Raw genomic sequence first — 25,436 nt, forward strand, 5'->3', positions numbered from 1 at the left:
GTGCGTCAGCGGAACTCGCCGGCGATCTCCTCGAGCCGCACGACGTAGCCCTTCCAGTCGTAGTCGTCGGGCAGGTTGGAGCTGGTGGCCCGGTGCCCGACGGCACCGTCGACGGTCTCGCGCAGGATGTCGATCTGGCCGGCGTGGCGGTTGGTCTCGGCGACCATGTGGACCAGGAGCAGGCCCAGGGTGACCGGGTTGCGGTCGTCCGGCCACCACGGCACGGTCGCCTCGGCGTCGAGGTCGCGGTCGGCGAAGGTCTTCGCCGACTCCGCCCAGGCCAGCCGGTAGAGCGCGACGATGCCGTCGCGGGACTCGTCGGCGAACGCGTGGAGGTCGTCGTGGGGGTCGGCGTCCGGGTCGTCGAACGGCGTCGGGACGGGCACCTCCCGACCGAAGCTCTCGACGAAGTAGCCGAGCTCGACGTAGGCGAGGTGCTTGACGATCCCGAGCAGGTTGCTGCCGGTGGGGGTCAGCGGACGACGTACGTCGTAGTCGCTGGCGCCCTCGAGCTTCCAGAGCACCGCGTCGCGGATCGACTGGAGGTAGTCGAGCAGGATCTCCTTCTGGGTCGTCATCAGCCGTCCTTCCTGGCGGGGGTCAGTACGCAGAACTCGTTGCCCTCGGGGTCGGCGAGCACCGCCCAGCCGCGGTCGGGGGCGGTGCGCCGGTCGTCGAACATGGTCGCGCCGAGGGCGAGCAACCGGTCGACCTCCTCCTCGCGGGACCGGTCGGTGGGCCGGACGCAGACGTGCATCCGGTTCTTGATCGTCTTGGGCTCGGGGACCCGGAGGAAGATCAGCTCAAGGCCGTCGGGCCCGCTGAGCCAGCACTCCTCGTCGTCGGGGCCCATCTCGCTCTCGTCGAGCACGAAGTCGTCGAGCACCTGGGCCCACCAGTGGACCTGGGCCCAGGGGTCGGCGGCGTCGATGCAGAAGTTGGAGGTCCGGGATGCCATGCCCACCATCCTTGCGACACCCACCGACACCGGTCCACCGAGTTCCCGCCGGAGCGGTCGGGGCGCGTCACGCCTAGGCTGATCACCATGGTCGCCATGCCCCAGGACCTGCTCGATCACGCGCGGGCCGCACGGGGGTTCATGCCGGAGGACGAGGGGCGGCTGCTGCACCGGCTCGCGCGCGAGCGGCTCCCCCACGGCCCCGTGCTCGAGATCGGCAGCTACTGCGGCAAGTCGGCGGTCTGGCTCGGGGCCGCGGCGCGCGAGGTGGGCGGGACGGTCTTCACCGTCGACCACCACCGGGGCAGCGAGGAGAACCAGGCGGGGTGGGAGCACCACGACCCGGCCCTGGTGGACTCCGGCAGCGGCCGGATGGACACGCTCCCGTTCTTCCGCCGCACGATCTCCGAGGCCGGGCTGGAGGAGCAGGTGGTCGCGATCGTGGGCGCCTCCGCGACCGTCGCCCGCCACTGGCGCACCCCGCTGTCGATGCTGTTCATCGACGGCGGGCACGGCGCCGAGCCGGCTCACACCGACTACGCGGCGTGGGCGCCGTGGGTGCAGCGCGGCGGGCTGCTGGTGATCCACGACGTGTTCCCGGACCCGGCCGACGGCGGCCGGCCGCCGTACGAGATCTACCGGCGGGCGCTCGACGACGGCGCGTTCACGGAGGTCGAGGTGCTCGGCTCCCTGCGGGCATTGCGTCGTACCTCAGGTGACGCGGGAGCGCTCCAGCCCGTCGACTGAGGCGCACCCGCACTCGAGGCCGATCTCCGGCAGCTCCGGCGCCCACGACGGGCCCATCGCCGCGGCACGCATGATGCCGGCTCCGGGGGTGGTCAGCGACAGCGCGTCGACGGCGAGGATCACCGCCGCGGCGGTGAAGGTCGTCTGCTCGTCCGGCCAGTGCGCCCGGTCCGGGAAGACGTAGCCGGTCCAGTAGGACCCGTCGTCGCGGCGCAGGTGCTGCATGTCGGAGAGCAGCCGCCGCGCCCCCTCCCGCTCGCCTGCCGCCTCCAGGGCGAGCACGAGCTCGCAGGTCTCGGCGCCGGTGACCCACGGGTTGCGGCTCACGCAGCGGATCCCGAGGCCGGGCTCCACGAAGGTGTCCCAGCGCTCCGCGAGGCGTCGCTGGGCGGCCGGGCCGGTGAGCACCCCGCCCAGCACCGGGTAGTACCAGTCCATCGAGAAGTGGGCCTTGTCGAGGAACAGGTCCTCGTGGTCGCGGACCGCGTGCGCCAGCCGGCCCCCCGCGAGCTCCCACTCGGGCTGCGGCTGGTCGAGCAGCTCGGCGAGCGCCAGGCCGGCGCGCAGCGCGTGGTGGATGCTCGACGACGCGGCCAGCAGGGCCTCCTCGTTGACCGTGGCCGGCGCCCCGTCGTGCCACTCCTGCGACCACGCGATGCCGCCCCACGGCATCTGCATCGACACCACGAAGTCCAAGCCCCGGCGTACGGTCGGCCACATCCGGCGTACGAACGCGTGGTCGCGGCGCAGCAGCCAGTGGTGCCACACGCCGACCGCGAGGTACGCCGACATGTTGGTCTCGCCGCTGGCGTCGTCGACCGTGCTGCCGACGACCTTGAGGGGCACCGAGCCGTCGTCGCGCTGCACCGTCGGCACCCACGCGTACGCCCGCTCGGCGGCGGCGACCTCTCCGGCGGCCAGCAGCGCCATCGCGGCCTCGACGTGGTTCCAGACGTCGGAGTGGCCGCCGGACACCCACGGGATGGCGCCCGACGGCTCCTGCGCGGCCACGATGGTCCGCGCCGTCGCGCGGACCTCGTGCGCGCTGAGCACGCCGTCGAGGGCCGGGACCTCAGCCGGCATCGCGGGGTCGGACCGCTGCGGGCTTGCGGAGGTAGAGCACCAGCGACTTGCCGACGAGCGGGTCCAGCACCCGCCCGGCAGCACGCAGGACGGCCGGCTGCTTCTCGATCTCCCACACCAGCAGCCGGTGGTAGGCGCGGACGAGCGGGTGGTCGGCGTCGTCGACGCCCACCGCGCACTTGAGCCACCAGTACGGCGCGTGCAGGCCGTGGACGTGGTCGCGGCCCTCGAGCACCAGCCCGGCCGCCGTCGTCTTCGCCTCCAGCTCCTCGCTGGTGTAGATCCGGATGTGCCCGCCCGGGGTGTCGTGGTAGGCCCGGGACAGCTTCCAGCAGATCGCCTCGGGCAGCCAGCGCGGCACCGTCAGGGCGACCGTGCCACCGGGCCGGGTCACCCGGACCAGCTCCTCGATCGCCGCGATGTCGGCGGGGACGTGCTCGAGGATCTCCGCGGCCACCACCCGGTCGAACTCGCCGTCCGCGAACGGCAGCGCGAGCGCGTCGCCCTCCTTGACGTCGGCCTCGGCGCCGTCGGGCACCTCGCCGGCGTCCCGCATCGCCGCGAACCACTCACGGACGGTCGCCAGCTCGTCGGGGTCCTGGTCGAAGGCGATGACGTCGGCGCCGCGGCGGTACATCTCGAACGCGTGGCGGCCGGCGCCACAGCCCAGGTCGAGCACCCGCTCGCCGGGTCGCAGCCCCAGCCGGTCGAAGTCGACGGTCAGCACAGCCTCTCCTCGTACGTCGCCACCACGGCCTCGGCCGCCGCCCGCCAGCTGTAGTGCTCACGGACCCGCCGCCGGCCTGCCTCGCCCAGCCGGGCGCGGCGCTCCGGGTCGTCGAGCAGCCGGTCGAGGGCCTGCTCCAGCTGGCCGACGTCGCCGGGCTCCACCAGGTCGGCGCAGTCCCCGTCCGGCCCGACGACCTCCGGGATGGCCCCGGCCCGCGACACCACGAGCGGCGTCGCGCAGGCCATCAGCTCGGCGGTCGGGAGGCTGAAGCCCTCGTACAGCGAGGGGACGCACGCCACCTCGGCCGAGCCCATCAGCTCGACCAGCTCCGCGTCGCTGAGCCCGTGGCGGAACCGCACCGCGTCGGCGATGCCGAGCTCGTCGACCATCCGCTCGGTCCGGCCGCCCGGCACCGGCCGGGTCACCAGCACCAGCTCGAGACCGGGCCGCTCGACCCGCAGCTTGGCGAACGCCTCCAGCAGCGTCGCGATGCCCTTCATCGGCGCGTCGGCGCTGGCCATCGCGAGGATCCGGCCGGGCACCCGCGGCGTGGTCGGCGGGCGGAAGCCCTCGTCGACGCCCAGCATGACGACCCGGGTCCGGGCGGGGTCGACGCCGAAGTCGCGGACCACGTCGCGCCGGGAGGACTCCGACGGCGTGATCACCAGCCGCAGCCGCCGCGCGACCCGGGCCTGCATCCGGACGAAGCCGTACCAGCGCCGGAGCGCCCGGCGGCGGCGGCGGGTCGGCGCGTGCGCGAGGTCGACGCGCCGGTCGAAGGTGATCGGGTGGTGGATGGTGGCCACCACCGGCAGCCCGGACTCCTCGATGTCGAGCAGGCCCGGTCCGAGGCCCTGGTTGTCGTGGACGACGTCGAAGTCGTCGACCCGGTCCGCGAGCAGCCGGGCGACCCGGTGGCCGAAGGTGCGCGGCTCCGGGAACCGCCCCAGGCACATCGTCAGGAACTCGCGGACGTCGACGAGGTCGCGGAACTCGCGCAGCCGTGGCACCCGGAACGGGTCCGGCTCGCGGTAGAGGTCGAGGCTCGGGACCCTCGTCAGCCGGACGCCGTCGTCGAGGTCGGGGTAGGGCGGTCCGGAGAACACCTCGACGGTGTGGCCCAGGGCGACCAGCTCGCGGCTGAGGTGGCGGACGTAGACGCCCTGGCCCCCGCAGTGCGGCTTGCTGCGGTAGGACAGCAGGGCGACGCGCATGGCTGAAGGTTACTGACCAGTCGGGGTCCGCGCTGCGCCGGTCCGTCAGGCGTCGCTGGAGTGGCCGGGGAACACGTGGGCGGCGGGGTCGATGGCCACGGCCGCGTTGTTGACCGCGGTCGCGGCCTCGCCGAAGCCGACGGCGATCAGCCGGACCTTGCCCGGGTACTCCGTCACGTCGCCCGCAGCGAAGACCCGCTCCAGACTGGTCTGCATCGTCGAGGAGACCACGACGTGCCGCTTCTCGACCTCGATCCCCCACTCCTGCAGCGGCCCGAGGTCGGCGACGAACCCCAGGGCGGCCACCACGGCCTGCGTCGGCCGGACGACCGGCTCCTGCTTGTCGACGCTGATCTCGACCTCCTCCAGCACGCCGTCGCCGCGCAGCGCGGTGACCTGGGCACGGGTGATGATCTCGACCGTGCTGTCGCGCACCGCCTGCACGGTGCGCTCGTGGGCGCGGAAGGCCTCCCGGCGGTGGACCAGCGCCACCGAGCGGGCCACCGGCTCGAGGTGGAGCGCCCAGTCGAAGGCGCTGTCGCCGCCGCCGACGATGACGACGTCCTTGTCGACGTACGGCTGGAAGGACGGGACGAAGAACTCCAGGCCCCGCCCGAGCCAGCCGTCGCCGGCCGGGAGGGGGCGCGGGCTGAACTTGCCGATGCCGGCGGTGATGATGATCGCGCCGGCGCTGATCTCCGTGCCGTCGTCGAGGCCGATGGTGACGTGGTCGGCGTGGTGCTCCAGGGTCCGGGCTGTGCGGTCGAGGTGGTAGACGGGACGCGCGCTGGACGCCTGGGCGACCAGCCCCTCCACGAGCTCCTTGCCCTTGACGGTCGGGAACCCGGCCACGTCCAGGATCGCCTTCTCCGGGTACATCGCCGTCACCTGTCCCCCGAGCTCCGGCAGGCTGTCGACCACGGCCACCCGCAGTCCCCGGAACCCCGCGTAGTAGGCCGCGTACAGGCCCGTCGGGCCAGCTCCGATGATCAGCACGTCGGTGTCGGTCGCCACGGGTCGATCCAACACCGCGGGACAGAGCGTTCTCAACCACCACGCCGGGTTCCCCGGATCGGGGGGTCCACCGCCCTAGGATTCCGGCGTGGACGACGTCTGGGGCGCGCTCAGCCGGGACCCACGGCTGCCGGGACAGGCAGAGATGCGTGCCTCCGACGCCGACCGCGAGGTGGTGCTGCACGTGCTCACCGACGCGTACGCCGACGGCCGGATCGACCGCGACGAGCTCGACGCACGGACCTCCACCACCCAGGCCGCGCGCACGCTCGGCGAGCTGCTCGCCCCCCTCGAGGGCCTGGTCAGCACGCGCCAGCCCGCCGCCGGGACCGCCGTGGTCCCCGCCGCCGAGCTCGACCAGCGCGCCGTGGAGATGTGGCGCAAGGAACGCCGCGAGGCGCTGTGGGGGCTGCTGTCGGTCTCGGCGATCGTGTGGACGATCTGGCTGGTCACCAGCGGCTTCGGCAGCTTCCCGTGGCCGCTCTTCGTGTCCCTGGCCGCCCTGCTGAACCTCGGCCGGGTCCAGGTCCAGCGCACCGAGATCGTCCGCGACAACCGCGGGCGGCTCGAGCGCAGGCAGCGCAGGGAGATCGAGAAGCGTCGCCAGCAGGACGACGAGGAGAGCCCGTGAACGACTCGCCGACCCGGATGCTCCGACGCCACCCGTCCGCCCTGGTGCTGGTCGGCCAGCTGGTCGCGATCCTCGCCTACCCGTTCCTCGCCGACTCGGTCGCGGGCCGGGCGATCCTCGGCGTGGTGCAGATCGCGATCGTCCTCACGGCCGTCTTCGCGGTACGCCGTACCTCGGCCCTGATCTGGGTGACGCTGCTGCTGGCACCCCCCGCCATGGTCTTCTCGGTCCTGGAGGCGATCTGGCAGTCGACCGACTGGATCCTGCTGGGCTCGGCGCTGGTCCACGCGCCGTTCTACTTCTACGTCTCGTACGCGATGCTGCGCTACCTCTTCCACGACGACAAGGTCACCCGGGACGAGCTGTTCGCCACCGCTGCCGCGTTCACCGTGGTCGCCTGGGGCTTCGCCTACGTCTTCGTCGCCGTCCAGGTCCTGGTCCCGGGATCGTTCGCGGGCGGCGGCACGGTCGACCGCTCGTGGTTCGAGCTGCTCTATCTGTCCTTCGCGCAGCTGACCAGCGTCGGTCTCTCCGACGTGGTCCCCGTGCTGCCGCACGCTCGCTCCGTCGCCATCCTCGAGCAGGTGGCCGGGGTGTTCTACATCGCGCTCGTGGTGGCGCGCCTGGTGGGCCTCACGGTGGTCCGCCCCGAGAACCGTCCCTCGTGACCGCTCAGGCGTCCCAGCCGTCGGGTCGGTGGCGGAGCGGCAGCTTCGCGACGACCAGGCGGTAGGACTCGTCGACCGCCTCGAGCAGCTCGTCGTCGGGGATCGCACCCCGGAACGACAGGTCGTTCCAGCCGGAGCGGCCGATGTAGGCCATCACCGAGGCGTCGTCCGGGTAGCGCTGGAGCCACTCGTCGGCCGCCTCACGGCTGGGTCCGCCCTTGACACCGACGCCGTCGGCGGCGAGGAACGCGAAGATCTTGCCGGCCTCGCCGGGGCCGACCTTGACGACCGGGTGGTCGTGGTCCCACGGGTTGTCGGCCCAGGCGCCCGGCTTGGCCAGGCAGTGCTCCTGCATCCGCGCGACGTCCACGTGGTCAGTCGTCGTCGTCCTCGTCGAGGAGTCCCTCGCGGCGGGCCTCCGCGACGATCTTCCGCACCTGCGTGAGCGAGCCGCAGCCGTCGTCGATCTGCCGGTTGCGCTCGGTGGCGAACTCCTCGCCGAGCTGCGCGCGCACCTGCGGGCCGACCTCCTCGCGGGCCGGGTTGAGGATGGTCAGCTCCTCCTCGGTGAGGTGGTGGTTGACCACGGCGGCCAGCTCCTCGACGGCGTCGTCGAAGGCCTGGGTGTCGGTGCCGGACAGCTCGAGGACCGCGAGCAGGGCCTCGTGACCCTCGGCGTGCTCCTCCTGGCCGTGCTCGGCCTCGTGCTCGCCCACGGCCCGCTTCTTGCGGAGCTTGGGGTAGACGTGGCGCTCCTCGGCGAGCGCGTGGGCCACGTGGAGGGCGCTGAAGGCCTGCCGGACGGCGTCGCGGTCCTGGCTGGCGTCGCGCAGGTCACGCAGCAGCGTCTCGAACCGGCGGTGGTCGTCGAGGATCAGGTCGATGACGTCGCCCTGGGTGGGACGACCGAGGTCGATGGCAGTCATGCCGTCGACCTTAGACAGGGTACGGCTGGCCTGCGCTCACCCGACCGGCTGGCCGAGGCCGACCAGGCGGGCGGCCTCGGCCTCGAGCGCGGCGGGCTGTCATCGGGTGGGGCCGCTCACCTCGTGGCTTCCATCATCTGCCTCAGCTCCTTCTTGAGCTCGGAGATCTCGTCGCGCAGCCGGGCGGCGACCTCGAACTGCAGCTCGCCGGCGGCCGCCTTCATCTGTTCGGTGAGCTGCTGGATCAGGTCGGCCAGCTCGGTCGAGGGGACGCCGGCGGTGTCGGGCAGGTCGTCGTGGAGCTTCGACAGGGACGGGGTCGGAGACTTCGCCTTCACGCCACCGGCTCGGCCCTTCTCACCGACGTCGGCCCAGGTCTGCAGCAGGGCCTGGGTGTTCTCGTCCTCGCGGGCCAGCATCTCGGTGATGTCGGCGATCTTCTTGCGCAGCGGGGTCGGGTCGATGCCGTGCTCGGTGTTGTAGTCGATCTGGATCTGGCGGCGACGGTTGGTCTCGTCGATCGCCGCGGCCATCGACGGGGTGATCGAGTCAGCGTACATGTGGACCTGGCCGGACACGTTGCGGGCGGCGCGGCCGATGGTCTGGATCAGGGACTTGTCGCTGCGCAGGAAGCCCTCCTTGTCGGCGTCGAGGATCGACACCAGCGAGACCTCGGGCAGGTCGAGGCCCTCGCGCAGCAGGTTGATGCCGACCAGGACGTCGTACTCCCCCAGCCTCAGGTCGCGGAGCAGCTCGATCCTCTTGAGCGTGTCGACCTCGGAGTGGAGGTAGCGGGTGCGGATGCCGGCGTCGAGCAGGTAGTCGGTGAGGTCCTCGGACATCTTCTTGGTCAGCGTGGTGACCAGGATCCGCTCCCCCTTGTCGACCCGGGTGTTGATCTCGTGGATCAGGTCGTCGATCTGGCCCTTGGTGGACTTGACCACCACCTCGGGGTCGACCAGCCCGGTCGGACGGATGATCTGCTGGACCGCGTCGCCGCCGACCTTGTCGAGCTCGTAGTCGCCCGGGGTCGCCGAGAGGTAGATGGTCTGCCCGATGCGGTCGAGGAACTCCTCCCACCGCAGCGGCCGGTTGTCCATCGCGCTCGGCAGCCGGAACCCGTGGTCGACCAGGTTGCGCTTGCGGGACATGTCGCCCTCGTACATCCCCCCGATCTGGGGCACGGCGACGTGGGACTCGTCGACGACCAGCACGAAGTCTTCCGGGAAGTAGTCGAGGAGACAGTTGGGTGCGCTGCCGCGGCTGCGGCCGTCGATGTGCATCGAGTAGTTCTCGATGCCGGAGCAGGAGCCGACCTGTCGCATCATCTCGATGTCGTAGGTGGTGCGCATCCGCAGCCGCTGGGCCTCGAGCATCTTCCCCTGCCGCTCGAAGGTCGCCAGCTGCTCCTCGAGCTCGGCCTCGATGCCGGAGATGGCGCGCTCCATCCGCTCCGGGCCGGCGACGTAGTGGCTCGCCGGGAAGATGTAGAGCTCCTGGTCGTCGGTCAGCACCTCGCCGGTGACCGGGTGGAGGGTCATCAGCCGCTCGATCTCGTCGCCGAAGAACTCGACCCGGATCGCCATCTCCTCGTAGACCGGGAAGATCTCGAGGGTGTCGCCGCGCACCCGGAACGTGCCGCGCGTGAAGGACATGTCGTTGCGGGTGTACTGGATCGTGACCAGCCGCCGGAGGATCGAGTCGCGGTCGTGCTCCTCACCGACCCGCAGCCGCACCATGCGGTCGACGTACTCCTGCGGGGTGCCGAGGCCGTAGATGCAGGACACCGTCGACACCACGATCACGTCACGCCGGGTCAGCAGGCTGTTGGTCGCCGAGTGGCGCAGCCGCTCGACCTCCTCGTTGATCGAGGAGTCCTTCTCGATGTAGGTGTCGGTCTGCGGGACGTAGGCCTCGGGCTGGTAGTAGTCGTAGTAGGACACGAAGTACTCGACCGCGTTGCCGGGGAAGAGCTGGCGCAGCTCGTTGGCGAACTGGGCCGCCAGCGTCTTGTTGGGCTGCATCACCAGCACCGGTCGCTGCAGCTGCTCGGCCACCCACGCGACGGTCGCGGTCTTGCCCGTGCCGGTGGCGCCGAGCAGCACGACGTCCTGGACGCCGGCCTGGATCCGCTTGCTGATCTCGGCGATCGCGGTCGGCTGGTCGCCCGACGGCTGGAAGTCGGACTCCACCTTGAACGGCGCCACCCGGCGCTCGAGATCGGTCACTGGCCGCATGGTGTCGAGCCTACGACGCGCCACCGACAACCGGATCCGTCGGCGGCTGCGGCTAGCGTGCGGAGCATGCCCCTGCGCCTGCGCTGGAAGCTGGCCGTGGTCACCGGCGCCGGGTCGGGCCTCGGCCGAGAGCTCGCGGTCGGGCTGGCGCGCCTCGGCGTCCGGGTGGTGGTCGCCGACCGCGACCTCGCCGCCGCGGAGGTGACCGCAGGCCTCGTGCGCGAGGCCCGCGTCCAGGCGTGGCCGGTGCAGGCCGACCTGACCGTCGACGACGACGTCCGGCTGCTCGCCGCCAGGGCCCGCGACCTCGGCGGCGCCGACGTCCTCGTCAACAACGCCGGCGGCTGGACGCCCGGCGACGCCCAGTTCCCCGACGCGACGCCCGAGGCGTGGTCCCGCACCCTCGACCTGAACCTGCGCACCCCGATGCTGCTGACCCAGCTGTTCCTGACCGACCTGCCGGCTGCGGACGAGCCCGACGCCGCCCCCGCGGTCGTCAACATCGCCTCCAGCGCCGCGGTCGGCACCGACGGCTACGGCTCCCCGGAGTACGCCGCCGCCAAGGCGGGCCTGGTGCGCCTCACCACCGCCCTGGCCGACCCGGTCACGCGGCGTCGCGCCCGGGTGATGGCCGTGGTGCCCGGCTGGATCGGCCTCGACCGGGCGGTGGCGGAGTGGGAGGCGCTGCCGCCCGCCGAGCGCCGGGCGCGGCCGCCCCTCGTGCCGCCGGAGCGCGTCGTCCGCGCCGTCCTCGACCTCGTCGCCGCCGGGGAGGCCGGACAGGTGGTCGAGCTGCTCGGGTGAGGCGTTGCGGCGGCCCCCGCAGGCTGCCACGCTGGACCATGGTTCTCGGCCACGGCCGGCTCGACCGGCAGGTGTTCGCGACCCCTCCGCCGCGCGCGGCGGTGGCCGGCTTCGCCCACTGGGTGGCTCAGGAGTGCCCGCCCCACGGCCGGGTCCTCAACATCGGCGCGGGGCGCAACCTGTCCGGGGAGCTGCGGCCGGTCCGGCGCCGTGCCGGCGAGCTGGTGGGCGTGGACCCCGATCCCGCGGTCGCCGACAACACCACCCTCGACGAGCAGCACTGCCAGACCCTCGAGCAGTACGCCGCCGGCGATCCCGACCCGTTCGACCTGGCGTTCAGCGTGTTCGTCCTCGAGCACGTCGCCGACCCGCGGGGCTTCACCCTGGCGTGCGCGCGGGTGCTGCGCCCGGGCGGCACCGTGATGGCGCTGACCGTGAACAAGTGGCACTACTTCGGGCTGGCCACCTGGGCCGCGACCCGCACCCACGTCGCGGAGCCGCTGCTGCGGAGGCTGCGCCCCACCGACCAGGTCGAGGCCTACCACTTCGCCACCGAGTACCGCATCAACACCGTCGGCCGGATGACCCGGCACCTCCGCGCCGCCGGGTTCGCCTCCGTGGAGTTCCGCTGCTGGGACCTGCCCGGCATGTACGAGCCCTACCTGCCGACCGCGGCCCGTCCGTTCGCGCAGGTCTACGACCGCTGGGCCTACCGCACGGGCATCCCCTACCTGATGGGCCACATCACCTTCTGCGCCCGGCTGCCCGGGACCCCCGAGCGGACGCCTCGCTAGATTGAGGCACGTGGCAGAGGCGTCGTCGGTCGCGGAGCAGGTCTTTCGCGCTGTGCGGCGGACGTTGCTGACCCTGCTCGGCGCCCAGCTCGCGCTCGCGATCGGCCTGTCGCTCGTCGACTCCTACCGGCGCCGCAACAAGAAGCCCAAGCCCTTCCCGACGACGCCGCCGCGCGAGGTGGCCGTCGGCGAGGGGACGATCACGACGTACACCTTCGGCCAGGACCTGTACGACGCCATGCTGGCCGCGATCGCGGGTGCCCAGAAGCAGGTGCTGCTGGAGAGCTACATCTGGAAGGGCGACGCGGTCGGCGAGCAGTTCAAGCAGGCGCTGGCCGACGCCGCGGACCGCGGGGTCGAGGTGCACTGCATCTACGACTCCTTCGCCAACCTCGTCGTGTCCCCCCGGTTCAAGAGCTTCCCGGCGTCGATGAGGGTGCTCCCGTACCCGGTCTACAACGCCGGCTGGCGGTTCTTCGACCTGCGCCGCTACGGCCGAGACCACCGCAAGATCCTCGTCGTCGACGACTCGGTCGCGTTCGTCGGCGGCTACAACATCGGGTCGGCGTACGCCACGGAGTGGCGCGACACGCACGTCCGGGTCACCGGACCGGCGGTGTGGGACCTCAAGAGGACCTTCGCCGACTTCTGGAACCTCAACCGGCGACGGCTGCTCGGCGCCAGCGCCCGGCCGCTGCTGCTCGAGACCGCGGCCGAGTGGGAGCCCCGGATCCGGGTGCACCGCAACGTGCCGCGGCTGTGGATGTTCCCGATCCGGGGGATGTACCTCGAGGCGATCAACCGCGCCAGCCGCAACATCTGGATCACCCAGGCCTACTTCCTGCCCGACACCGACTTCGTCGAGGCGCTGGAGGCGGCCGCCCGGAGGGGTGTCGACGTCCGGCTGCTGGTGCCGCTGAAGTCCAACCACGTGGTGACCGACTGGGTCTCGCGCGGCTACTACACCCAGCTGCTGCGCTCCGGTGTCCGGATCCTGCGGTTCAAGGACGCGATGGTGCACGCCAAGACGGCCACGGTCGACGGCACCTGGTCGACGGTCGGCACCGCCAACATCGACCGGCTCAGCCTCACCGGCAACTACGAGGTGAACGTCGAGGCGATCGACGCGTCGTTCGCGAGGGCGCTGGAGGAGATCTTCCAGCTCGACCAGACCAACTGCCTCGAGCTGACCCTGTCGGAGTGGCAGGCACGGGACCTGCACCGGCGGTTCACCGAGGCGATGCTGACGCCCCTGCGTCCGCTGCTGTGACCCGGCCGAGGGCCAGGATCCACACCGAGACCACGCCGATGGCCGCGAGGCCGACCAGGTAGCCGACCGCCGGCGCACCCGACCAGTCCAGGGCGTCGCCGTGCCGGACCAGCGCCACGCCCTGCAGCACGACGAACGCCGACCCCGTGAAGCCGAGCGGGCGGATCGAGGGGAGGTCGTCGATCAGCCGGGCGTGGCCGGCCGCCCAGCCCAGGCCCACCAGCCAGGCGCCGACGGCCCGCGCGGTGAGCTCGGTGAGCGGCCACGGCCAGAGCCGGGCCGCCTCCACCGGCACCAGCAGCAGCGCGACGCCGAGTCCGAGCAGCACGACCGCGATCGCGACCAGCAGGGCCCGCAGGCCGGCGGGGGGTCGCCGTCGGGCGCGGGACCGGGCGCCGACCGTACGTGCCTGCCGGGTCTGCAGCCAGGCCAGGGTCACCATCACGACCGGCACGACGGCGTACACCGCCAGCCAGCCGACGGTCACCACCCGCGCGCTGGTCGGGTTCTCCGCCCCGAGGTGGAACTTGTCGAGGTGGACCAGCGTGACCACGAGCGTCAGCGTCGTGAACACCAGCACGGTCCACACCGCGAGACGCGCCTCGTTCCAGTCGCGGGCGCGGGCCCCGGCGACCTCGAGGACCGCGCTGGACCAGTACGACGCCCCCAGGAACACCGCCGTCATGGGCGCGTCGATGGTCCACGCGAACCAGTCGGCGGTCCGGAGCGGGAACAGGTAGAGCTGGAGCCCGGCGAGGAACACCAGCACCGCAGCCAGCAGGAGCAGGCGACGCATGGCCGGGGCGAGCGGCACGTCGGCGACGGTGTTCATCCCGCGTGCTCGGCGAGGTAGCCGTGGATGAGCGAGATCACCGCTGCTCCGTCACCGACCGCGGTGGCCACCCGCTTGATCGAGCCGGCCCGGACGTCGCCGATCGCGAAGACGCCGGGGAGCGTGGTCTCCAGCGGACGACGCATCGCGCCGTCGCCGCCCTCGGCCGGCTCGCGGTCGGGCCCGGTCCAGAGGAAGCCGGACTCGTCGCGCCGTACCTCCTCGGGGAGCCACGCGGTCCGGGGCACCGAGCCGATCAGGACGAAGAGCCCGACCACGGCGAGCTCCTCGCGCTCGTCGCCGTCCGGGGGGCCGACCGTGATCCCGGCCAGGCAGTCGTCGACCTCGCGACCGCCGTGCACCGCGGTCCGGTAGCGGATCGACACGTTGCGGGTCGCGTCCAGCTGCTCGATCAGGTACTCCGACATGCTCGCGGCGAGCGACGGTCCGCGGACCAGCAGCGTCACGTGCCTGGCGTACTTGGCGAGGTGGAGAGCCGCCTGCCCGGCGGAGTTGCCGCCGCCGATGACCGCGACCTGCTCCCCCGTCATCGACGGCGCCTCGGACACCGCGGCGCCGTAGAAGACCCCGCGTCCCAGGAGCCGCTCGAGCTCGGGGACGTCGAGCCGGCGGTAGTCGACACCGCTGGCCACCACGACGGTGCGGGCACGCACGGTGCTCCCGTCGGACATCGTCACCGTCCGCAGGTCGCCGTCGACGCCCAACCCCTCGACCTGGCGCATGAAGGAGTACTCGGTGCCGAAGCTCCACGCCTGCTGGAAGGAGCGGACCGCGAGGTGGGACCCGCTCACCCCGCGGGAGAAGCCCGGGTAGTTGCGGATCAGCGAGCTGGTGCCGGCCTGGCCGCCGACCGCCTGCTGCTCGACGACCAGGGTCGAGAGGCCCTCGGACGAGGCGTACACCGCGGCGGCCAGCCCGGACGGGCCGGCCCCGACCACCACGACGTCGTAGACCCGGTCGTCCGGCATCGGCGCCATCAGGCCGAAGGCCTCGGCGATCTCGAGGTCGCTGGGGTTCACGAGGGTCGTCGGTGGGCTCGTGAAGGACAGGACGACGACGGGCAGCTCGGGGTCCTCCAGGCCGAGTGCGGCCAGCATCCGGTCGGTCGCGTCGGTCCCGACCTGGTGGAGGGCCACCGGGACGTGGTTGCGACCGAAGCTGTCGCGCAGCGAGTGGGTGCGCTCGTCGCGGGACTCCCCGATCAGCCGGACCGCCTCGAAGCCGACTCCCTGGGCGAGGTGCCAGTCGTCGAGGGCGTCGGTCACGGCCCCGTGGAACTCCTCGTCCCGGGTGCGCTCGGGCCGCACGAGCAGCAGGTCGGCGTGCCCCTGGCCGATCGCCGCGAAGACCCGCGGTGCGCTCGCGAAGTCGCCCCAGACGACCGTCACCGCCCGCTTGGCGGCCGGCTGCAGCGCCCGCGCCTTGCGCAGGAAGTCGAGGCCCTCCCGGTCGTCGGGGCCGTAGCACCCGACGATCATGGCCACCTGGCGACCCCACCGGCGCAGCCCCTCGAGCACCGCGCGGGCGTGCCCGTAGTCGGCGCACACGACCACCTCGTAGTCGGCCCCGTACCGCCGGCGGAGCTCGGGCCCGAGCACCTCGCGTGAGCCGGCGTCGGTCGTCGCCAGCAGCATCACCGGCACGCCGTCGTCCATGGCCGCTCCCCCCTCCCCGGCGGACCCGCTGAACTTCCCGCAGCACGGTACTCGCGGCGCCCGCCGCGCGCGAGGACGTTTGCCGCTCGGTCAGGCGGGCAGGTGGGTGCGGGGAGCCATCCGGGGGCCCAGCCGCGGGCGGTGGAGCCCGGCGAGCGCCACGAGGTGCTGGACCCGCCCTCTGTGGGGGCGGTAGGGCTCCAGGCACTGCTCGAGCTCGTCGTCGTCGAACGCCGCGCCGGTGAGTGCCCAGCCGATGTCCTTGGCGACGTGGTAGTCGCCGAACGACACCGCGTCGGGGTCGCCCATCGCCCGCTGGCGGACTTCCGCACTGGTCCAGCGGCCGATCCCCGGCAGCGACTGCAGCGCCCGGTCGGCCTCGTCGGGGGCCATGGTGAGGGTCCGCTCGATCGCGTGGGCCACCCGCGCCGCCATCACGACGGCCTTGGAGCGGGCCGGGTCGATGTGGAGCTTGAGCCACTCCCACGACGGGATCCCCCGCAGCGTCTGGGGGTCCGGCTGCACCCACACCCCGAGGTCGTGCCCGGGGCCGGGGGCCCGGTTGCCCCAGCGGTGGACCAGGTTGCGGAAGCCGGCGAACGCCTCCTGCCCGGTCACCTTCTGCTCGATGATCGCCGGGACCAGGGCCTCCATGACCAGCCCGCTGCGACCGATCCGCCAGTCGCGGTGGTGGCGCCAGACGTCGGCGATGACCTGGTGGTGGGCCACGAACCCCGAGGGGTCGTCGTCGGCGCCGAGCAGGCCCGGCACGGACTCGAGGGCCCAGTCGGCGCCCTCACCCCAGGCCGCGGCGTAGACGGCGCCGTCGCGCAGCTGGCTCTCGACCATCAGGGTGGCCTCGCCCTCGGGCGTTCGCAGGCCGCGCCAGTGGCGGCCCTGGAAGTCGACCTTGTAGGTGGGGTCGCTGCCGCCGTGCCGCTGCTGGGACATCACCGCGCCGACCGGGACCGGCCACGAGGGCTCCCACAGGCGCGTGCGGCCACGGGGGCCGGCGAGGTCGCTCAGGGAGTCCACACTCCGGAGGGTAGGCCACGGCACCCACCGCTGTTCAGGTCTCCGGACGTGAAGATTCCCCCGGTCGACCCTCCGGCGCGGCGTGAGTAGGGTCGGATCGTGCCCGCACCCGACCGTCCCGACCACCCTGTTCGACGCGACCTCGAGGCCGGCATCGAGACCGACTTCCGGCAGCAGATGTCCTACGGCGACTACCTGTGCCTCGACCAGCTGCTCTCGGCCCAGCGGCCGCAGAGCGACCCCCCGATGCACGACGAGCTGCTGTTCATCATCCAGCACCAGACCAGTGAGCTGTGGCTGAAGCTGATGGTCCACGAGCTGCGCTCCGCGCGCAGCCTGCTGGCCGCCGACGACCTCGCCCCGGCGCTCAAGCGACTGGCCCGGGTCAAGCACATCCAGCACACGCTCACCGACCAGTGGTCGGTGCTGGCGACCATGACCCCGAGCGAGTACGCCGAGATCCGGCCGTTCCTGGCGACCTCGTCGGGCTTCCAGTCGGCGCAGTACCGGGAGGTCGAGTTCCTGCTGGGCAACAAGGACGCCGACATGGTGCCGGTGCACGCCCACGACCCGGCCGCGCAGCAGGCGCTGACCCAGCTGCTCCACGAGCCGTCGCTCTACGACGAGTTCCTGCGATTCCTCGCGCGCAGCGGGTACGCCGTCCCCGTCGAGCTGGTCAACCGCGACTGGGCGGTGCGCCACCGGCTGCACGCCGGGCTGGTCGACCTGTTCGCCACCGTCTACGCCGCTCCGGAGGAGCACTGGGGCGTCTACGAGACCTGCGAGGAGCTCGTCGACCTCGAGGACAACTTCCAGGAGTGGCGGTTCCGCCATCTGCAGGTGGTGCAGCGCACCATCGGCCAGAAGAGCGGGACGGGAGGCTCGTCGGGCGTGGCGTTCCTCCGGCGCGCGCTGGACCTCACCTTCTTCCCCGAGCTCTACGAGGTGCGCACCCGCGTCGGCGGCTGACCCGCGGGTCCGCGGGTCAGGAGGCGTTGAGCCTCGCCGCGAAGGACACGTCGCTGGACCCGAGGCTGCTCTGGTGCACCTCGACCGCGACCACGTTGGTGCCCGGGTTCAGCAGGCCGGGGCTGAGGGTCCGGGTCTGCCACGTGCTCTCGTCGGTGCCCGCGATCGCGACCGGCGCCTGGGTGGTAGCCGTGACCGTGCCGGCCGGCAGGTTGTCACGCGCCACCTCCACGCCGTTGAGGTAGACCACGATGCCGTCGTCCCGGACGAGGTCGAGCACGAGCGACTGGACCTGGCCCGGGTCGGAGACCTCGAAGCGGTGCCGGAAGTAGTAGGTGATCCGGCCAGGCGTGAGGGTGGTCGACTCGTCGCCGTCACCGAAGCCCAGCTGGGCCGCGCCCTGGGGCCAGGCGGCGTCGTCGTACGCCGGGTCGCGCCACGCCGTGCCGAGGTCGGTCGGGCCGCTGTCGTGGTAGCGCCAGGTCGCGTCCGCCTCGACCAGCGTCTGGGACGGCGTGCCGCCCGACTGCACGAGGAAGTGCGTGATCCGCTCGTGGCCGGCCTGCCCCTGGACCCGGGTGAAGCCCCCGCCCACCCACAGCGCGTCCGCGTCGCCGTCGATGGCCCACACGCCGAACGACGTCCCGCCGAGCAACGGCGCCCAGGGCAGCACCTGGCCGGTCGCCGCGTCCATGGCGGCGATGTTGCTGCGCTGCAGCTGGGCTCCGCCCGCCGCCCCGAACTGGGGCGCGTAGTGCCCACCGGCGTACAGGGTGTCGCCGACGAGGCGGACGGCCTGCACGTCGCCGTCGCCGTGCTGGCTCCACCGTCGGGTGCCGGTGGTCGTGCCCCAGGCGGAGGCGCGGCCGCCCGGACCTGCCACGGCGCCGTAGACGAGGTCGGAGCGCGCGTCGAGACCCAGCACGAAGCAGGTGGAGCAGTCCTGGGGAGGTGTCCAGCCGGTGACCGCTCCCGAGGTCGTCGACACACTTCCGAGGAACCGTCGCGTGGTCCCTCCGAGCGTGGTGAAGTTGCCGCCGACGGCCAGCGTGGAGGTCCCGGGGATCCTCGCCAGGGAGAACACGGTCCGGTCCGCGTTGGAGGCGAAGCCGGTCCGCAGGGCGCCGTTCGCCGCGTCGACGGCCGCGAGCTTCGGGCGGGCGGCCCCGTTCATCCTGCTGAAGACACCGCCGAGGTAGAGGGTGCCCGAGTCGTACTCGAGGGCACGGACGGTGGCGTTGGCGTTGGCGTTGAACGCGCCGATCGTGGCACCGGTGGAGCCGTCGAGCGCGGCGACCCGCGTCCGGGCGACCCCGCCGATGGTGGTGAAGTCGCCGGCCGCGAACACCCGGGTGCCGTCGTTCTCGAGCGCCCGGATGCCGTTGTTGGCGCCACCTGCGAACGTCGGGAGCAGGGCCCCGCTCAGCCGGTCGAAGGCGGCGATGCGGTTGCGGGTGACGACCTGACCCGTGGCCGGGTTGCGCACCTGGGTGAACGTGCCGCCGACGACCGTGGTGTTCCCGATCGTGGTGATCGCGTAGACCACCCCGTTGTTCACGGTCCATCCCGGGGCGGGCGTGGCCTGGAACACCGGGTCCGCGGCCCGGGCCGTGGTCGGCATCAGCAGGACGCCGAGGACCATCAGGAGGGTGAGACCACGCCTGGTCGACGAACCGCGCACGAGTGCCTCCGGGCGGCAGGTGGCACGACCGGCGCGGCCACCGGGCCACCGGGCGCCAGTGTCCGGCGGTGCCCGGAACCGGCGGACCGGCCGCGAGGAACTTCCCCAGAATTGGGTACGCACGACAGACTGGCCGGCGTGCTGATCGACGAGCTGGTCTCGACCTCCGCGCAGGTCGCCGCGACCCGCTCGCGGAAGACCAAGGTGGCGGCCCTGGCCGAGGCCCTGGCCGGCGCCGACCGCTCCGAGCTCCCGCTGGTCACCTCCTACCTGGCCGGGTCGCTGCTCCAGCGACGGACCGGCCTGGGCTGGCGCGGCCTGCGGAACCTGCCCCCGCCGGCCGACCAGCCGTCGCTGAGGGTGCGCGAGGTGCACGACGCCTTCGACCGGCTCGCCGCCCTCGAGGGATCGGGCTCCCAGCAGGCGCGGGCCGACGCGGTGGCCGACCTGTTCGGCCGCGCCACGGCCGAGGAGCAGCGGTGGCTGGGTGGGCTGGTGACCGGCGAGCTCCGGCAGGGTGCCCTCGACGCGCAGGTGCAGGAGGCGCTGGCCGTGGCGGCCGGGGTGCCCGTCGCCGCCGTACGACGCGCTGCGATGCTCGCCGGCTCCACGATCGCGGTCGCCGGGACCGCGTTCGACGGCGAGGAGGCGCTGGCCGCGATCGGGCTGGAGGTCGGCCGGCCGGTGCTCCCGATGCTGGCCGCCAGCGCACCCGACGTGACCGCTGCGATGGCCAAGGCCTCGCCGGACGGCGTGCCGGTGTCGGTCGACACCAAGCTGGACGGCATCCGGATCCAGGTCCACCGCGCCGGCGACGACGTGGTCGTCGCCACCCGCAGCCTCGACGACATCACCCACCGGCTGCCCGAGGTCGTGTCGCTGGCCCGGTCCCTCCCCGCCACCTCGTTCGTGCTCGACGGCGAGGCGATCGCCCTCGACGACGACGGCCGCCCGCGGCCGTTCCAGGAGACGGCGTCACGCACCGCGATGGACGCAGGGGTCGCCGTCACGGCGTACTTCTTCGACCTGCTGCATGTCGACGGCCGCGACCTGCTCGACGCCCCGGGGTCCGAGCGGGTGGCGGCCCTCGAGGCGCTGGTGCCGGCCTCGTCGCTCGTGCCCCGGATCGAGACGTCCGACCCCGCCGAGGCGCAGGCCTTCGCCGACGACGTCGTCGCCCGCGGTCACGAGGGCGTGGTGGTCAAGTCGCTCGGTGCGCCGTACGCCGCCGGGCGTCGCGGGGCAGGCTGGGTCAAGGCCAAGCCGGTCCACACCCTCGACCTGGTGGTGCTCGCCGTCGAGTGGGGATCGGGCCGGCGCAAGGGGTGGCTCTCCAACATCCACCTCGGCGCCCGCGACCCGGAGTCGGACGGCTTCGTGATGCTCGGCAAGACCTTCAAGGGCATGACCGACGAGATGCTGGCCTGGCAGACCGAGCGGTTCACCGGGCTGGCGACCGTCGACGACCCCTCGGCGGACTGGGTGGTCCCAGTGCGGCCCGAGCAGGTCGTCGAGATCGCCTTCGACGGCCTCCAGCGGTCCACCCGCTACCCCGGCGGACTCGCGCTCCGCTTCGCCCGGGTGGTCCGCTACCGCGACGACAAGACGGCCGCCGAGGCCGACACGATCGAGACCGTGCGGTCGATGTCGGCGCCGCCGGCGTGACCGTCGAGACGACGGTCACCCGTGTGCAACTCCGAGTTGCCCTAGCCTGACCGGCATGGCGGAGCGCGCACCCGGGGCGGACGGACGGCGTACGGCGGCGGCCGCCCGGCGGCGCAGGCGGGAGGCCGAGATCATCTCCGCGACCCGCCGGCTGTTCGACGAGAGCGGGGTGCGGGACGCCCAGATCGACCAGATCGCGCACGCCGTCGGGGTCAACCGGGCGATCGTCTACCGGCACTTCACCGGCAAGGAGGAGCTGTTCGCGCTGACCCTGGTCGAGTACCTCGACGAGCTGCGCGTGGCCCTGGCCGCGGCGGACGCTGCGGGTGGCGACCCGGCGGACCGGCTGACCCGGATCACCACGGCGTTCGCCGACTACGGCGTCGCCCACCCGGCGTTCGTCGACACGGCGCAGACCCTGATGCGGCGCAGCGGCCCCGAGCTGCTCGACGAGATGTCGGAGTCGGCGGTCTACCGGCTCGGCCGCGCCATCTCGACCTGTCTCGCGGTGGTCGAGTCGGCGCTCGAGGCAGGCGTCGAGTCCGGCGACTTCACCGTCGACGACCCGGTGCTGCTGGCCAACATGCTCTACGCGAGCGGCCTGGGGGCGCTGCAGCTGGCGCGGGTGGGGTTCCAGGTGCGTGAGGCCGCGCCCGGCGTACCGACGGTCGGCCAGGTCTCCCCCGCGCAGGTGCGCGACCACCTGGTCGCCAGCGCCCTCGCCCTCGCCACCCGTCCCCGAGGTTGAGTTGGGCGCGCCAGGGGTCGAGTTGGGCGCGGCCGGGGTCCAGTTGGGCGCGGCTCCCGAGCGAGGCCCAACTCAAGGCCGAGCGAGGCCCAACTCGACGATCAGGCCGGCTACTTCTCGAGGATCGCGACGACGCCCTGGCCACCGGCGGCACAGATCGAGATCAGGCAGCGGCCGCCCTGTCCGTCGGCGCGGTCCTTCTCGTCGATCAGCTTGGCCGCGGTCGCGAGGATCCGGCCGCCGGTGGCGGCGAACGGGTGGCCGGCGGCGAGCGAGGAGCCGTTCACGTTGAGCCTGGCCCGGTCGATCGCTCCCAGCGGGGCGTCGAGGCCGAGCCGCTCCTTGCAGAAGATCGGGTCCTCCCACGCCTTCAGCGTCGACAGCACCTGCGAGGCGAACGCCTCGTGGATCTCGTAGAAGTCGAAGTCCTGGAGGGTGAGCCCCTCGCGCTGGAGCATCCGTGCGACGGCGTACGCCGGGGCCATCAGCAGCCCCTCGGCACCGTGGACGTAGTCGACCGCGGCGGTCTCGTAGGCGCGCACGAAGGCCAGTGTCGGCAGCTCGCGCTCGGCGGCCCACTCCTCCGACGCCAGCAGCACGGCCGAGGCGCCGTCGGTCAGCGGCGTGGAGTTGCCGGCGGTCATCGTGGCCGCCTCGCCCTTGCCGAACACCGGCTTGAGCTTCGCGAGCTTCTCCACGCTCGAGTCGGGCCGCAGGTTGTTGTCGCGCTCGAGCCCACGGAAGGGGGTGACCAGGTCGTCGAGGAAGCCCGCGTCGTACGCCGCGGCGAGCCGCTGGTGGGAGGCGGCGGCCAGCTCGTCCTGCTCCTCGCGGCCCACCTGCCACTCCAGCGCGGTGAGCGCGGCGTGCTCGCCCATCGAGAGCCGGGTCCGGGGCTCGCCGTTCTGCGGGATGTCGAGGCCGATGTCGGTGGGTCGGATCGCGGCGAGCGCCTTCAGCCTGCCCGCGGTGTCCCTGGCGGCGTTGACCCTCATCAGCTTCCGGCGGAGCTTGTCGCTGATCGCGACCGGCGCGTCGGAGGTGGTGTCGGTGCCGCCGGCGATGCCCGCGTCGATCTGGCCCAGCGCGATCTTGTTGACCACCTGGATCGCCGCCTGCAGACCGGTGCCGCACGCCTGCTGGACGTCCGTCGCGGGCGTCTCGGCCGACAGCCGGGAGCCGAGCACCGCCTCCCGGGTCAGGTTGAAGTCGCGGGAGTGCTTGAGCACCGCCCCGGCGACCACCTCGCCGAGCCGCTCCCCCTGCAGGCCGAAGCGGTTCACGAGCCCGTCGACGGCGGCGGTGAGCATCTCCTGGTTGGACGCGTCGGCGTACGCGGTGTTGGACCGGGCGAAGGGGATCCGGTTGCCGCCGACGACGGCGACCCGGCGAGCGGTGGTCTGCATGCCCCCATTGTGACTCGCGAGTAGCCTCAGCGGAAACGGACTGAGTTCCAGGTCACGTGAGGCCTGGTTCACGTTGTGTGGACGCTGAGTGACACAGGGAGTTACATACCGATCATGAGCGACAAGTACCAGGGCTTCGTGCAGACGCCGATCGGCCAGCTGCTGGTCAGGAACCTCGGCCTGCCCAGCCCCACGCCGCTGCGGCGGTACGAGGAGGGCGCCCCGCTCGTCGACGGGACCGTGGTGGTGGGCGGGACCGGCCGGCTGGCCGAGTCGCTCCCGGGCCTGCTGGACTCGGTGGGCGTCGCCACCACCACCGACTCGGATGCCGCCCAGAAGTACGCCGGCCTCGTGTTCGACGCGACCGGCCTGACCGGGGCGGGACAGCTCGGCGCGCTCCGCGACTTCTTCACCCCGCTGCTGCGCAGCCTCGAGACCTGCCCGCGGGTCGTGGTGCTCGGCACCCCGCCCGAGCAGGTGGCGGGGTCCGAGCGGGTCGCCCAGCGCGCGCTCGAGGGCTTCACCCGCTCGCTCGGCAAGGAGATCGGCCGGGGCGGCACCGTCCAGCTGGTCTACGTGGCCGAGAAGGCCGAGGCGGCCGTCGCCTCGACGTTGGCCTTCCTGCTGTCGCCGAAGTCGGCGTACGTCTCGGGCCAGGTGGTGCGGGTCGGGACCCACGCCACCGAGGCGGTCGAGGTCGACGACTGGCAGCGGCCGCTGACCGGCCGGGTCGCGCTGGTCACCGGTGCCAGCCGGGGCATCGGCGAGCAGATCGCCCGGGTCCTCCACCGCGACGGCGCCACCGTGGTCGGCCTCGACGTGCCCCAGGCGGCGAGCGAGCTGCAGGCGCTGATGCGCGAGCTCGACGGTGACCACCTCACCCTCGACATCACCGCCAAGGACGCCCCCCAGCGGATCGCCCGGCACCTCACCGAGAAGCACGGCGGCGTCGACGTCGTGGTCCACAACGCCGGCATCACCCAGGACAAGAAGCTCGCGAACATGTCCGAGGACCGCTGGAACCGGGTCCTCGACGTCAACCTCGTCGCTCCGGAGCGGATCACCCGCGAGCTGCTCGACCAGAGCGTGGTCCACGACAACGGCGCGATCATCGGCGTCGCCTCGATCGCCGGCATCGCCGGGAACGTCGGGCAGACCAACTACGCCGCCTCGAAGGCCGGGGTGATCGGGCTGGTGGAGTCGCTGCGCGACGAGCTGAGGAACGGCATCACCGTCAACGCGGTGGCCCCGGGCTTCATCATCACCCAGATGACGGCGCAGGTGCCGTTCGCGACCCGTGAGGTCGGCCAGCGGCTCAACGCCCTGGCGCAGGGCGGGCTCCCCGTCGACGTCGCCGAGACCATCGCCTGGTACGCCAGCCCGGGGTCCACGGCCGTCAACGGCAACGTGGTGCGGGTCTGCGGCCAGATGATGCTGGGCGCATGAACCACCGGACCTCCGGGGTACCCATGCTGCTGAGGGCGGCCCTCCCCTCGATCCCGGGCGTCAACCGGCTGCCGGGGATCCGCAAGGACCCGTCCGCCGATCCCAGCACGCTGTCGTTCTCGCGGTCCGGGGTCCGTCTCGAACGCGCCCACGCCGCGGCGTACGCCCGGGTGTGCGGGTTCCCGGAGAAGGACACGGTCCCGCTGACGTACCCCCACGTGCTGGCGTTCCCGCTGCACCTGGAGGCGCTGACCAGCCCCCGGTTCCCCTACCCCGCCATCGGCACCCTCCACCTCGAGAACTCGATCACCGGCCATCGGCCCCTCCACCCCGGGGAGACGGTCGACGTGTCCGTCCGCGTGTCGGGCCCACGGCCGCACCCCAGGGGCACCCTGGTCGACTTCGTGGCCGAGGTGCGCGCGGAGGACGAGGTGGTCTGGGCGTCGACGTCGACGTACCTGCGCCGCGGTCGGGGGGATGGCGCCGCGCCCGGGGGGATGACGTTCGACCTGACACCCGAGGGGACGACGGAGTGGCGGCTGCCGGGCGACCTCGGGCGCCGCTACGCCGCCGTCTCGGGCGACCGGAACCCCATCCACCTCTACCCGGTGACCGCCAAGGCCTTGGGGTTCCCGCGCCAGATCGCCCACGGCATGTGGAGCCTCGCCCGGTGCGTGGCCGCCCTCGAGAACCGGCTGCCCGACGCCGTCACCGTCGACGCCGCGTTCAAGAAGCCGGTGCTGCTGCCCGGGACCGTCGCCTTCGGCCACGAGGCCCTCCCGGACGCCGGGGGTGACCAGGCCTTCGCGCTCACTCGACCGAAGGACGGCGCTCCTCACCTGGTGGGCCGGAGCCGCTCCCTGGCCTAGAGTGACCCGGGTCACTCACTCGGGGAGGGTCCA

At 72.7% G+C, this 25,436-nt stretch carries 25 protein-coding genes; 11 read left to right on the top strand and 14 right to left on the bottom strand.

Annotated elements, in window-relative coordinates; genetic code table 11:
* Nucleotides 1–5: 5 nt before the first annotated feature.
* Both ACQ1X7_RS12510 and ACQ1X7_RS12515 read right to left on the bottom strand, forming a co-directional pair.
* Nucleotides 6–578, bottom strand: coding sequence for a DinB family protein (locus tag ACQ1X7_RS12510; protein ID WP_432478530.1), 573 nt, complete (start codon nt 576–578; stop codon nt 6–8).
* Nucleotides 578–958: a VOC family protein gene (locus ACQ1X7_RS12515; RefSeq protein ID WP_432478531.1), complete on the bottom strand. Its 381-nt coding sequence runs from the start codon at nt 956–958 to the stop codon at nt 578–580. The genes ACQ1X7_RS12510 and ACQ1X7_RS12515 overlap by 1 nt, the downstream gene beginning before the upstream one ends.
* Before the next feature lie 87 nt (nt 959–1,045).
* On the opposite strand from ACQ1X7_RS12515, the gene ACQ1X7_RS12520 reads away from it, so the two are divergent.
* The gene (locus ACQ1X7_RS12520; protein WP_432478532.1) at nt 1,046–1,705 is read left to right on the top strand and encodes a class I SAM-dependent methyltransferase; all 660 of its coding nucleotides are present in this window, start codon (nt 1,046–1,048) and stop codon (nt 1,703–1,705) included.
* Here ACQ1X7_RS12520 and ACQ1X7_RS12525 read toward each other — a convergent pair.
* Genes ACQ1X7_RS12525 through ACQ1X7_RS12540 form a run of 4 tightly spaced genes read right to left on the bottom strand, consistent with a single transcriptional unit; the run spans nt 1,670 to nt 5,746 of the window.
* Nucleotides 1,670–2,788, bottom strand: a complete 1,119-nt coding sequence (locus ACQ1X7_RS12525) for a prenyltransferase (protein ID WP_432478533.1) — start codon at nt 2,786–2,788, stop codon at nt 1,670–1,672. The genes ACQ1X7_RS12520 and ACQ1X7_RS12525 overlap by 36 nt on opposite strands.
* The gene (locus ACQ1X7_RS12530) at nt 2,778–3,515 is read right to left on the bottom strand and encodes a class I SAM-dependent methyltransferase (protein WP_432478534.1); all 738 of its coding nucleotides are present in this window, start codon (nt 3,513–3,515) and stop codon (nt 2,778–2,780) included. Before ACQ1X7_RS12530 ends, ACQ1X7_RS12525 begins: the two co-directional genes overlap by 11 nt.
* The gene (locus ACQ1X7_RS12535) at nt 3,509–4,732 is read right to left on the bottom strand and encodes a glycosyltransferase family 4 protein (RefSeq protein ID WP_432478535.1); all 1,224 of its coding nucleotides are present in this window, start codon (nt 4,730–4,732) and stop codon (nt 3,509–3,511) included. The genes ACQ1X7_RS12530 and ACQ1X7_RS12535 overlap by 7 nt, the downstream gene beginning before the upstream one ends.
* Nucleotides 4,733–4,777: 45 nt before the next feature.
* Nucleotides 4,778–5,746 carry an NAD(P)/FAD-dependent oxidoreductase gene (locus tag ACQ1X7_RS12540; protein WP_432478536.1) on the bottom strand — a complete coding sequence of 323 codons (969 nt, stop codon included), beginning with the start codon at nt 5,744–5,746 and terminating at the stop codon, nt 4,778–4,780.
* An 88-nt stretch (nt 5,747–5,834) separates the two neighbouring features.
* Between ACQ1X7_RS12540 and ACQ1X7_RS12545 the strand changes: the two genes are divergently transcribed.
* Complete coding sequence (locus ACQ1X7_RS12545) at nt 5,835–6,377, top strand: DUF1707 SHOCT-like domain-containing protein (RefSeq protein ID WP_432478537.1); 543 nt, start codon at nt 5,835–5,837, stop codon at nt 6,375–6,377.
* A complete protein-coding gene (locus ACQ1X7_RS12550; protein ID WP_432478538.1) occupies nt 6,374–7,045 on the top strand; it encodes an ion channel in 672 nt (223 codons plus the stop codon). The genes ACQ1X7_RS12545 and ACQ1X7_RS12550 overlap by 4 nt, the downstream gene beginning before the upstream one ends.
* Before the next feature lie 4 nt (nt 7,046–7,049).
* Here ACQ1X7_RS12550 and ACQ1X7_RS12555 read toward each other — a convergent pair whose 3' ends face one another.
* From ACQ1X7_RS12555 to uvrB, 3 genes are all read right to left on the bottom strand, one after another.
* Entirely contained in the window at nt 7,050–7,415 is a 366-nt protein-coding gene (locus tag ACQ1X7_RS12555) for an MmcQ/YjbR family DNA-binding protein (protein ID WP_432478539.1), read from the bottom strand.
* A 4-nt stretch (nt 7,416–7,419) separates the two neighbouring features.
* Nucleotides 7,420–7,971, bottom strand: coding sequence for a hemerythrin domain-containing protein (locus ACQ1X7_RS12560; protein WP_432478540.1), 552 nt, complete (start codon nt 7,969–7,971; stop codon nt 7,420–7,422).
* Between the two features lie 116 nt (nt 7,972–8,087).
* Nucleotides 8,088–10,208 (bottom strand): excinuclease ABC subunit UvrB, encoded by a 2,121-nt coding sequence (gene uvrB / locus ACQ1X7_RS12565; RefSeq protein ID WP_432478541.1) that lies wholly within the window; start codon nt 10,206–10,208, stop codon nt 8,088–8,090.
* A 66-nt stretch (nt 10,209–10,274) separates the two neighbouring features.
* Between uvrB and ACQ1X7_RS12570 the strand changes: the two genes are divergently transcribed.
* From ACQ1X7_RS12570 to ACQ1X7_RS12580, 3 genes are all read left to right on the top strand, one after another.
* The gene (locus ACQ1X7_RS12570; RefSeq protein WP_432478542.1) at nt 10,275–11,012 is read left to right on the top strand and encodes an SDR family NAD(P)-dependent oxidoreductase; all 738 of its coding nucleotides are present in this window, start codon (nt 10,275–10,277) and stop codon (nt 11,010–11,012) included.
* A gap of 38 nt (nt 11,013–11,050) precedes the next feature.
* Nucleotides 11,051–11,806 carry a class I SAM-dependent methyltransferase gene (locus ACQ1X7_RS12575; RefSeq protein ID WP_432478543.1) on the top strand — a complete coding sequence of 252 codons (756 nt, stop codon included), beginning with the start codon at nt 11,051–11,053 and terminating at the stop codon, nt 11,804–11,806.
* A gap of 73 nt (nt 11,807–11,879) precedes the next feature.
* Nucleotides 11,880–13,076, top strand: a complete 1,197-nt coding sequence (locus ACQ1X7_RS12580) for a phospholipase D-like domain-containing protein (RefSeq protein WP_432478765.1) — start codon at nt 11,880–11,882, stop codon at nt 13,074–13,076.
* Here ACQ1X7_RS12580 and ACQ1X7_RS12585 read toward each other — a convergent pair.
* From ACQ1X7_RS12585 to ACQ1X7_RS12595, 3 genes are all read right to left on the bottom strand, one after another.
* The gene (locus ACQ1X7_RS12585; protein ID WP_432478544.1) at nt 13,036–13,908 is read right to left on the bottom strand and encodes a hypothetical protein; all 873 of its coding nucleotides are present in this window, start codon (nt 13,906–13,908) and stop codon (nt 13,036–13,038) included. The genes ACQ1X7_RS12580 and ACQ1X7_RS12585 overlap by 41 nt on opposite strands.
* Nucleotides 13,905–15,584 (bottom strand): FAD-dependent oxidoreductase, encoded by a 1,680-nt coding sequence (locus ACQ1X7_RS12590; protein ID WP_432478545.1) that lies wholly within the window; start codon nt 15,582–15,584, stop codon nt 13,905–13,907. The genes ACQ1X7_RS12585 and ACQ1X7_RS12590 overlap by 4 nt, the downstream gene beginning before the upstream one ends.
* Nucleotides 15,585–15,674: 90 nt before the next feature.
* Complete coding sequence (locus ACQ1X7_RS12595; protein ID WP_432478546.1) at nt 15,675–16,619, bottom strand: DNA-3-methyladenine glycosylase family protein; 945 nt, start codon at nt 16,617–16,619, stop codon at nt 15,675–15,677.
* Between the two features lie 99 nt (nt 16,620–16,718).
* Between ACQ1X7_RS12595 and ACQ1X7_RS12600 the strand changes: the two genes are divergently transcribed.
* Complete coding sequence (locus tag ACQ1X7_RS12600; RefSeq protein WP_432478547.1) at nt 16,719–17,588, top strand: tryptophan 2,3-dioxygenase; 870 nt, start codon at nt 16,719–16,721, stop codon at nt 17,586–17,588.
* Nucleotides 17,589–17,604: 16 nt separating this feature from the next.
* Here ACQ1X7_RS12600 and ACQ1X7_RS12605 read toward each other — a convergent pair whose 3' ends face one another.
* Nucleotides 17,605–19,230 (bottom strand): hypothetical protein, encoded by a 1,626-nt coding sequence (locus tag ACQ1X7_RS12605; protein WP_432478548.1) that lies wholly within the window; start codon nt 19,228–19,230, stop codon nt 17,605–17,607.
* Nucleotides 19,231–19,407: 177 nt separating this feature from the next.
* Between ACQ1X7_RS12605 and ACQ1X7_RS12610 the strand changes: the two genes are divergently transcribed.
* The gene (locus ACQ1X7_RS12610; RefSeq protein ID WP_432478549.1) at nt 19,408–20,934 is read left to right on the top strand and encodes an ATP-dependent DNA ligase; all 1,527 of its coding nucleotides are present in this window, start codon (nt 19,408–19,410) and stop codon (nt 20,932–20,934) included.
* Nucleotides 20,935–20,989: 55 nt separating this feature from the next.
* Complete coding sequence (locus tag ACQ1X7_RS12615; protein WP_432478550.1) at nt 20,990–21,682, top strand: TetR/AcrR family transcriptional regulator; 693 nt, start codon at nt 20,990–20,992, stop codon at nt 21,680–21,682.
* A gap of 110 nt (nt 21,683–21,792) precedes the next feature.
* On the opposite strand, the gene ACQ1X7_RS12620 is transcribed toward ACQ1X7_RS12615, so the two are convergent.
* Entirely contained in the window at nt 21,793–23,088 is a 1,296-nt protein-coding gene (locus tag ACQ1X7_RS12620) for an acetyl-CoA C-acetyltransferase (RefSeq protein WP_432478551.1), read from the bottom strand.
* A 114-nt stretch (nt 23,089–23,202) separates the two neighbouring features.
* Between ACQ1X7_RS12620 and ACQ1X7_RS12625 the strand changes: the two genes are divergently transcribed.
* Together ACQ1X7_RS12625 and ACQ1X7_RS12630 are read left to right on the top strand one after the other, a co-directional pair.
* Nucleotides 23,203–24,534: a 3-oxoacyl-ACP reductase gene (locus tag ACQ1X7_RS12625; RefSeq protein WP_432478552.1), complete on the top strand. Its 1,332-nt coding sequence runs from the start codon at nt 23,203–23,205 to the stop codon at nt 24,532–24,534.
* Nucleotides 24,531–25,403: a MaoC/PaaZ C-terminal domain-containing protein gene (locus tag ACQ1X7_RS12630; RefSeq protein WP_432478553.1), complete on the top strand. Its 873-nt coding sequence runs from the start codon at nt 24,531–24,533 to the stop codon at nt 25,401–25,403. The genes ACQ1X7_RS12625 and ACQ1X7_RS12630 overlap by 4 nt, the downstream gene beginning before the upstream one ends.
* Nucleotides 25,404–25,436: the final 33 nt, after the last annotated feature.

Source organism: Nocardioides sp. GXQ0305, from assembly GCF_050880345.1.
GTDB lineage: Bacteria > Actinomycetota > Actinomycetes > Propionibacteriales > Nocardioidaceae > Nocardioides.

Coding starts and splice junctions, on each gene's coding strand:
- ACQ1X7_RS12510 (WP_432478530.1), bottom strand. CDS start 578: ATGACGACCCAGAAGGAGATCCTGCTCGACTACCTCCAGTCGATCCGC.
- ACQ1X7_RS12515 (WP_432478531.1), bottom strand. CDS start 958: ATGGCATCCCGGACCTCCAACTTCTGCATCGACGCCGCCGACCCCTGG.
- ACQ1X7_RS12520 (WP_432478532.1), top strand. CDS start 1,046: ATGGTCGCCATGCCCCAGGACCTGCTCGATCACGCGCGGGCCGCACGG.
- ACQ1X7_RS12525 (WP_432478533.1), bottom strand. CDS start 2,788: ATGCCGGCTGAGGTCCCGGCCCTCGACGGCGTGCTCAGCGCGCACGAG.
- ACQ1X7_RS12535 (WP_432478535.1), bottom strand. CDS start 4,732: ATGCGCGTCGCCCTGCTGTCCTACCGCAGCAAGCCGCACTGCGGGGGC.
- ACQ1X7_RS12560 (WP_432478540.1), bottom strand. CDS start 7,971: ATGACTGCCATCGACCTCGGTCGTCCCACCCAGGGCGACGTCATCGAC.
- uvrB (WP_432478541.1), bottom strand. CDS start 10,208: ATGCGGCCAGTGACCGATCTCGAGCGCCGGGTGGCGCCGTTCAAGGTG.
- ACQ1X7_RS12570 (WP_432478542.1), top strand. CDS start 10,275: ATGCCCCTGCGCCTGCGCTGGAAGCTGGCCGTGGTCACCGGCGCCGGG.
- ACQ1X7_RS12575 (WP_432478543.1), top strand. CDS start 11,051: ATGGTTCTCGGCCACGGCCGGCTCGACCGGCAGGTGTTCGCGACCCCT.
- ACQ1X7_RS12585 (WP_432478544.1), bottom strand. CDS start 13,908: ATGAACACCGTCGCCGACGTGCCGCTCGCCCCGGCCATGCGTCGCCTG.
- ACQ1X7_RS12590 (WP_432478545.1), bottom strand. CDS start 15,584: ATGGACGACGGCGTGCCGGTGATGCTGCTGGCGACGACCGACGCCGGC.
- ACQ1X7_RS12605 (WP_432478548.1), bottom strand. CDS start 19,230: ATGGTCCTCGGCGTCCTGCTGATGCCGACCACGGCCCGGGCCGCGGAC.
- ACQ1X7_RS12615 (WP_432478550.1), top strand. CDS start 20,990: ATGGCGGAGCGCGCACCCGGGGCGGACGGACGGCGTACGGCGGCGGCC.
- ACQ1X7_RS12620 (WP_432478551.1), bottom strand. CDS start 23,088: ATGCAGACCACCGCTCGCCGGGTCGCCGTCGTCGGCGGCAACCGGATC.
- ACQ1X7_RS12625 (WP_432478552.1), top strand. CDS start 23,203: ATGAGCGACAAGTACCAGGGCTTCGTGCAGACGCCGATCGGCCAGCTG.
- ACQ1X7_RS12630 (WP_432478553.1), top strand. CDS start 24,531: ATGAACCACCGGACCTCCGGGGTACCCATGCTGCTGAGGGCGGCCCTC.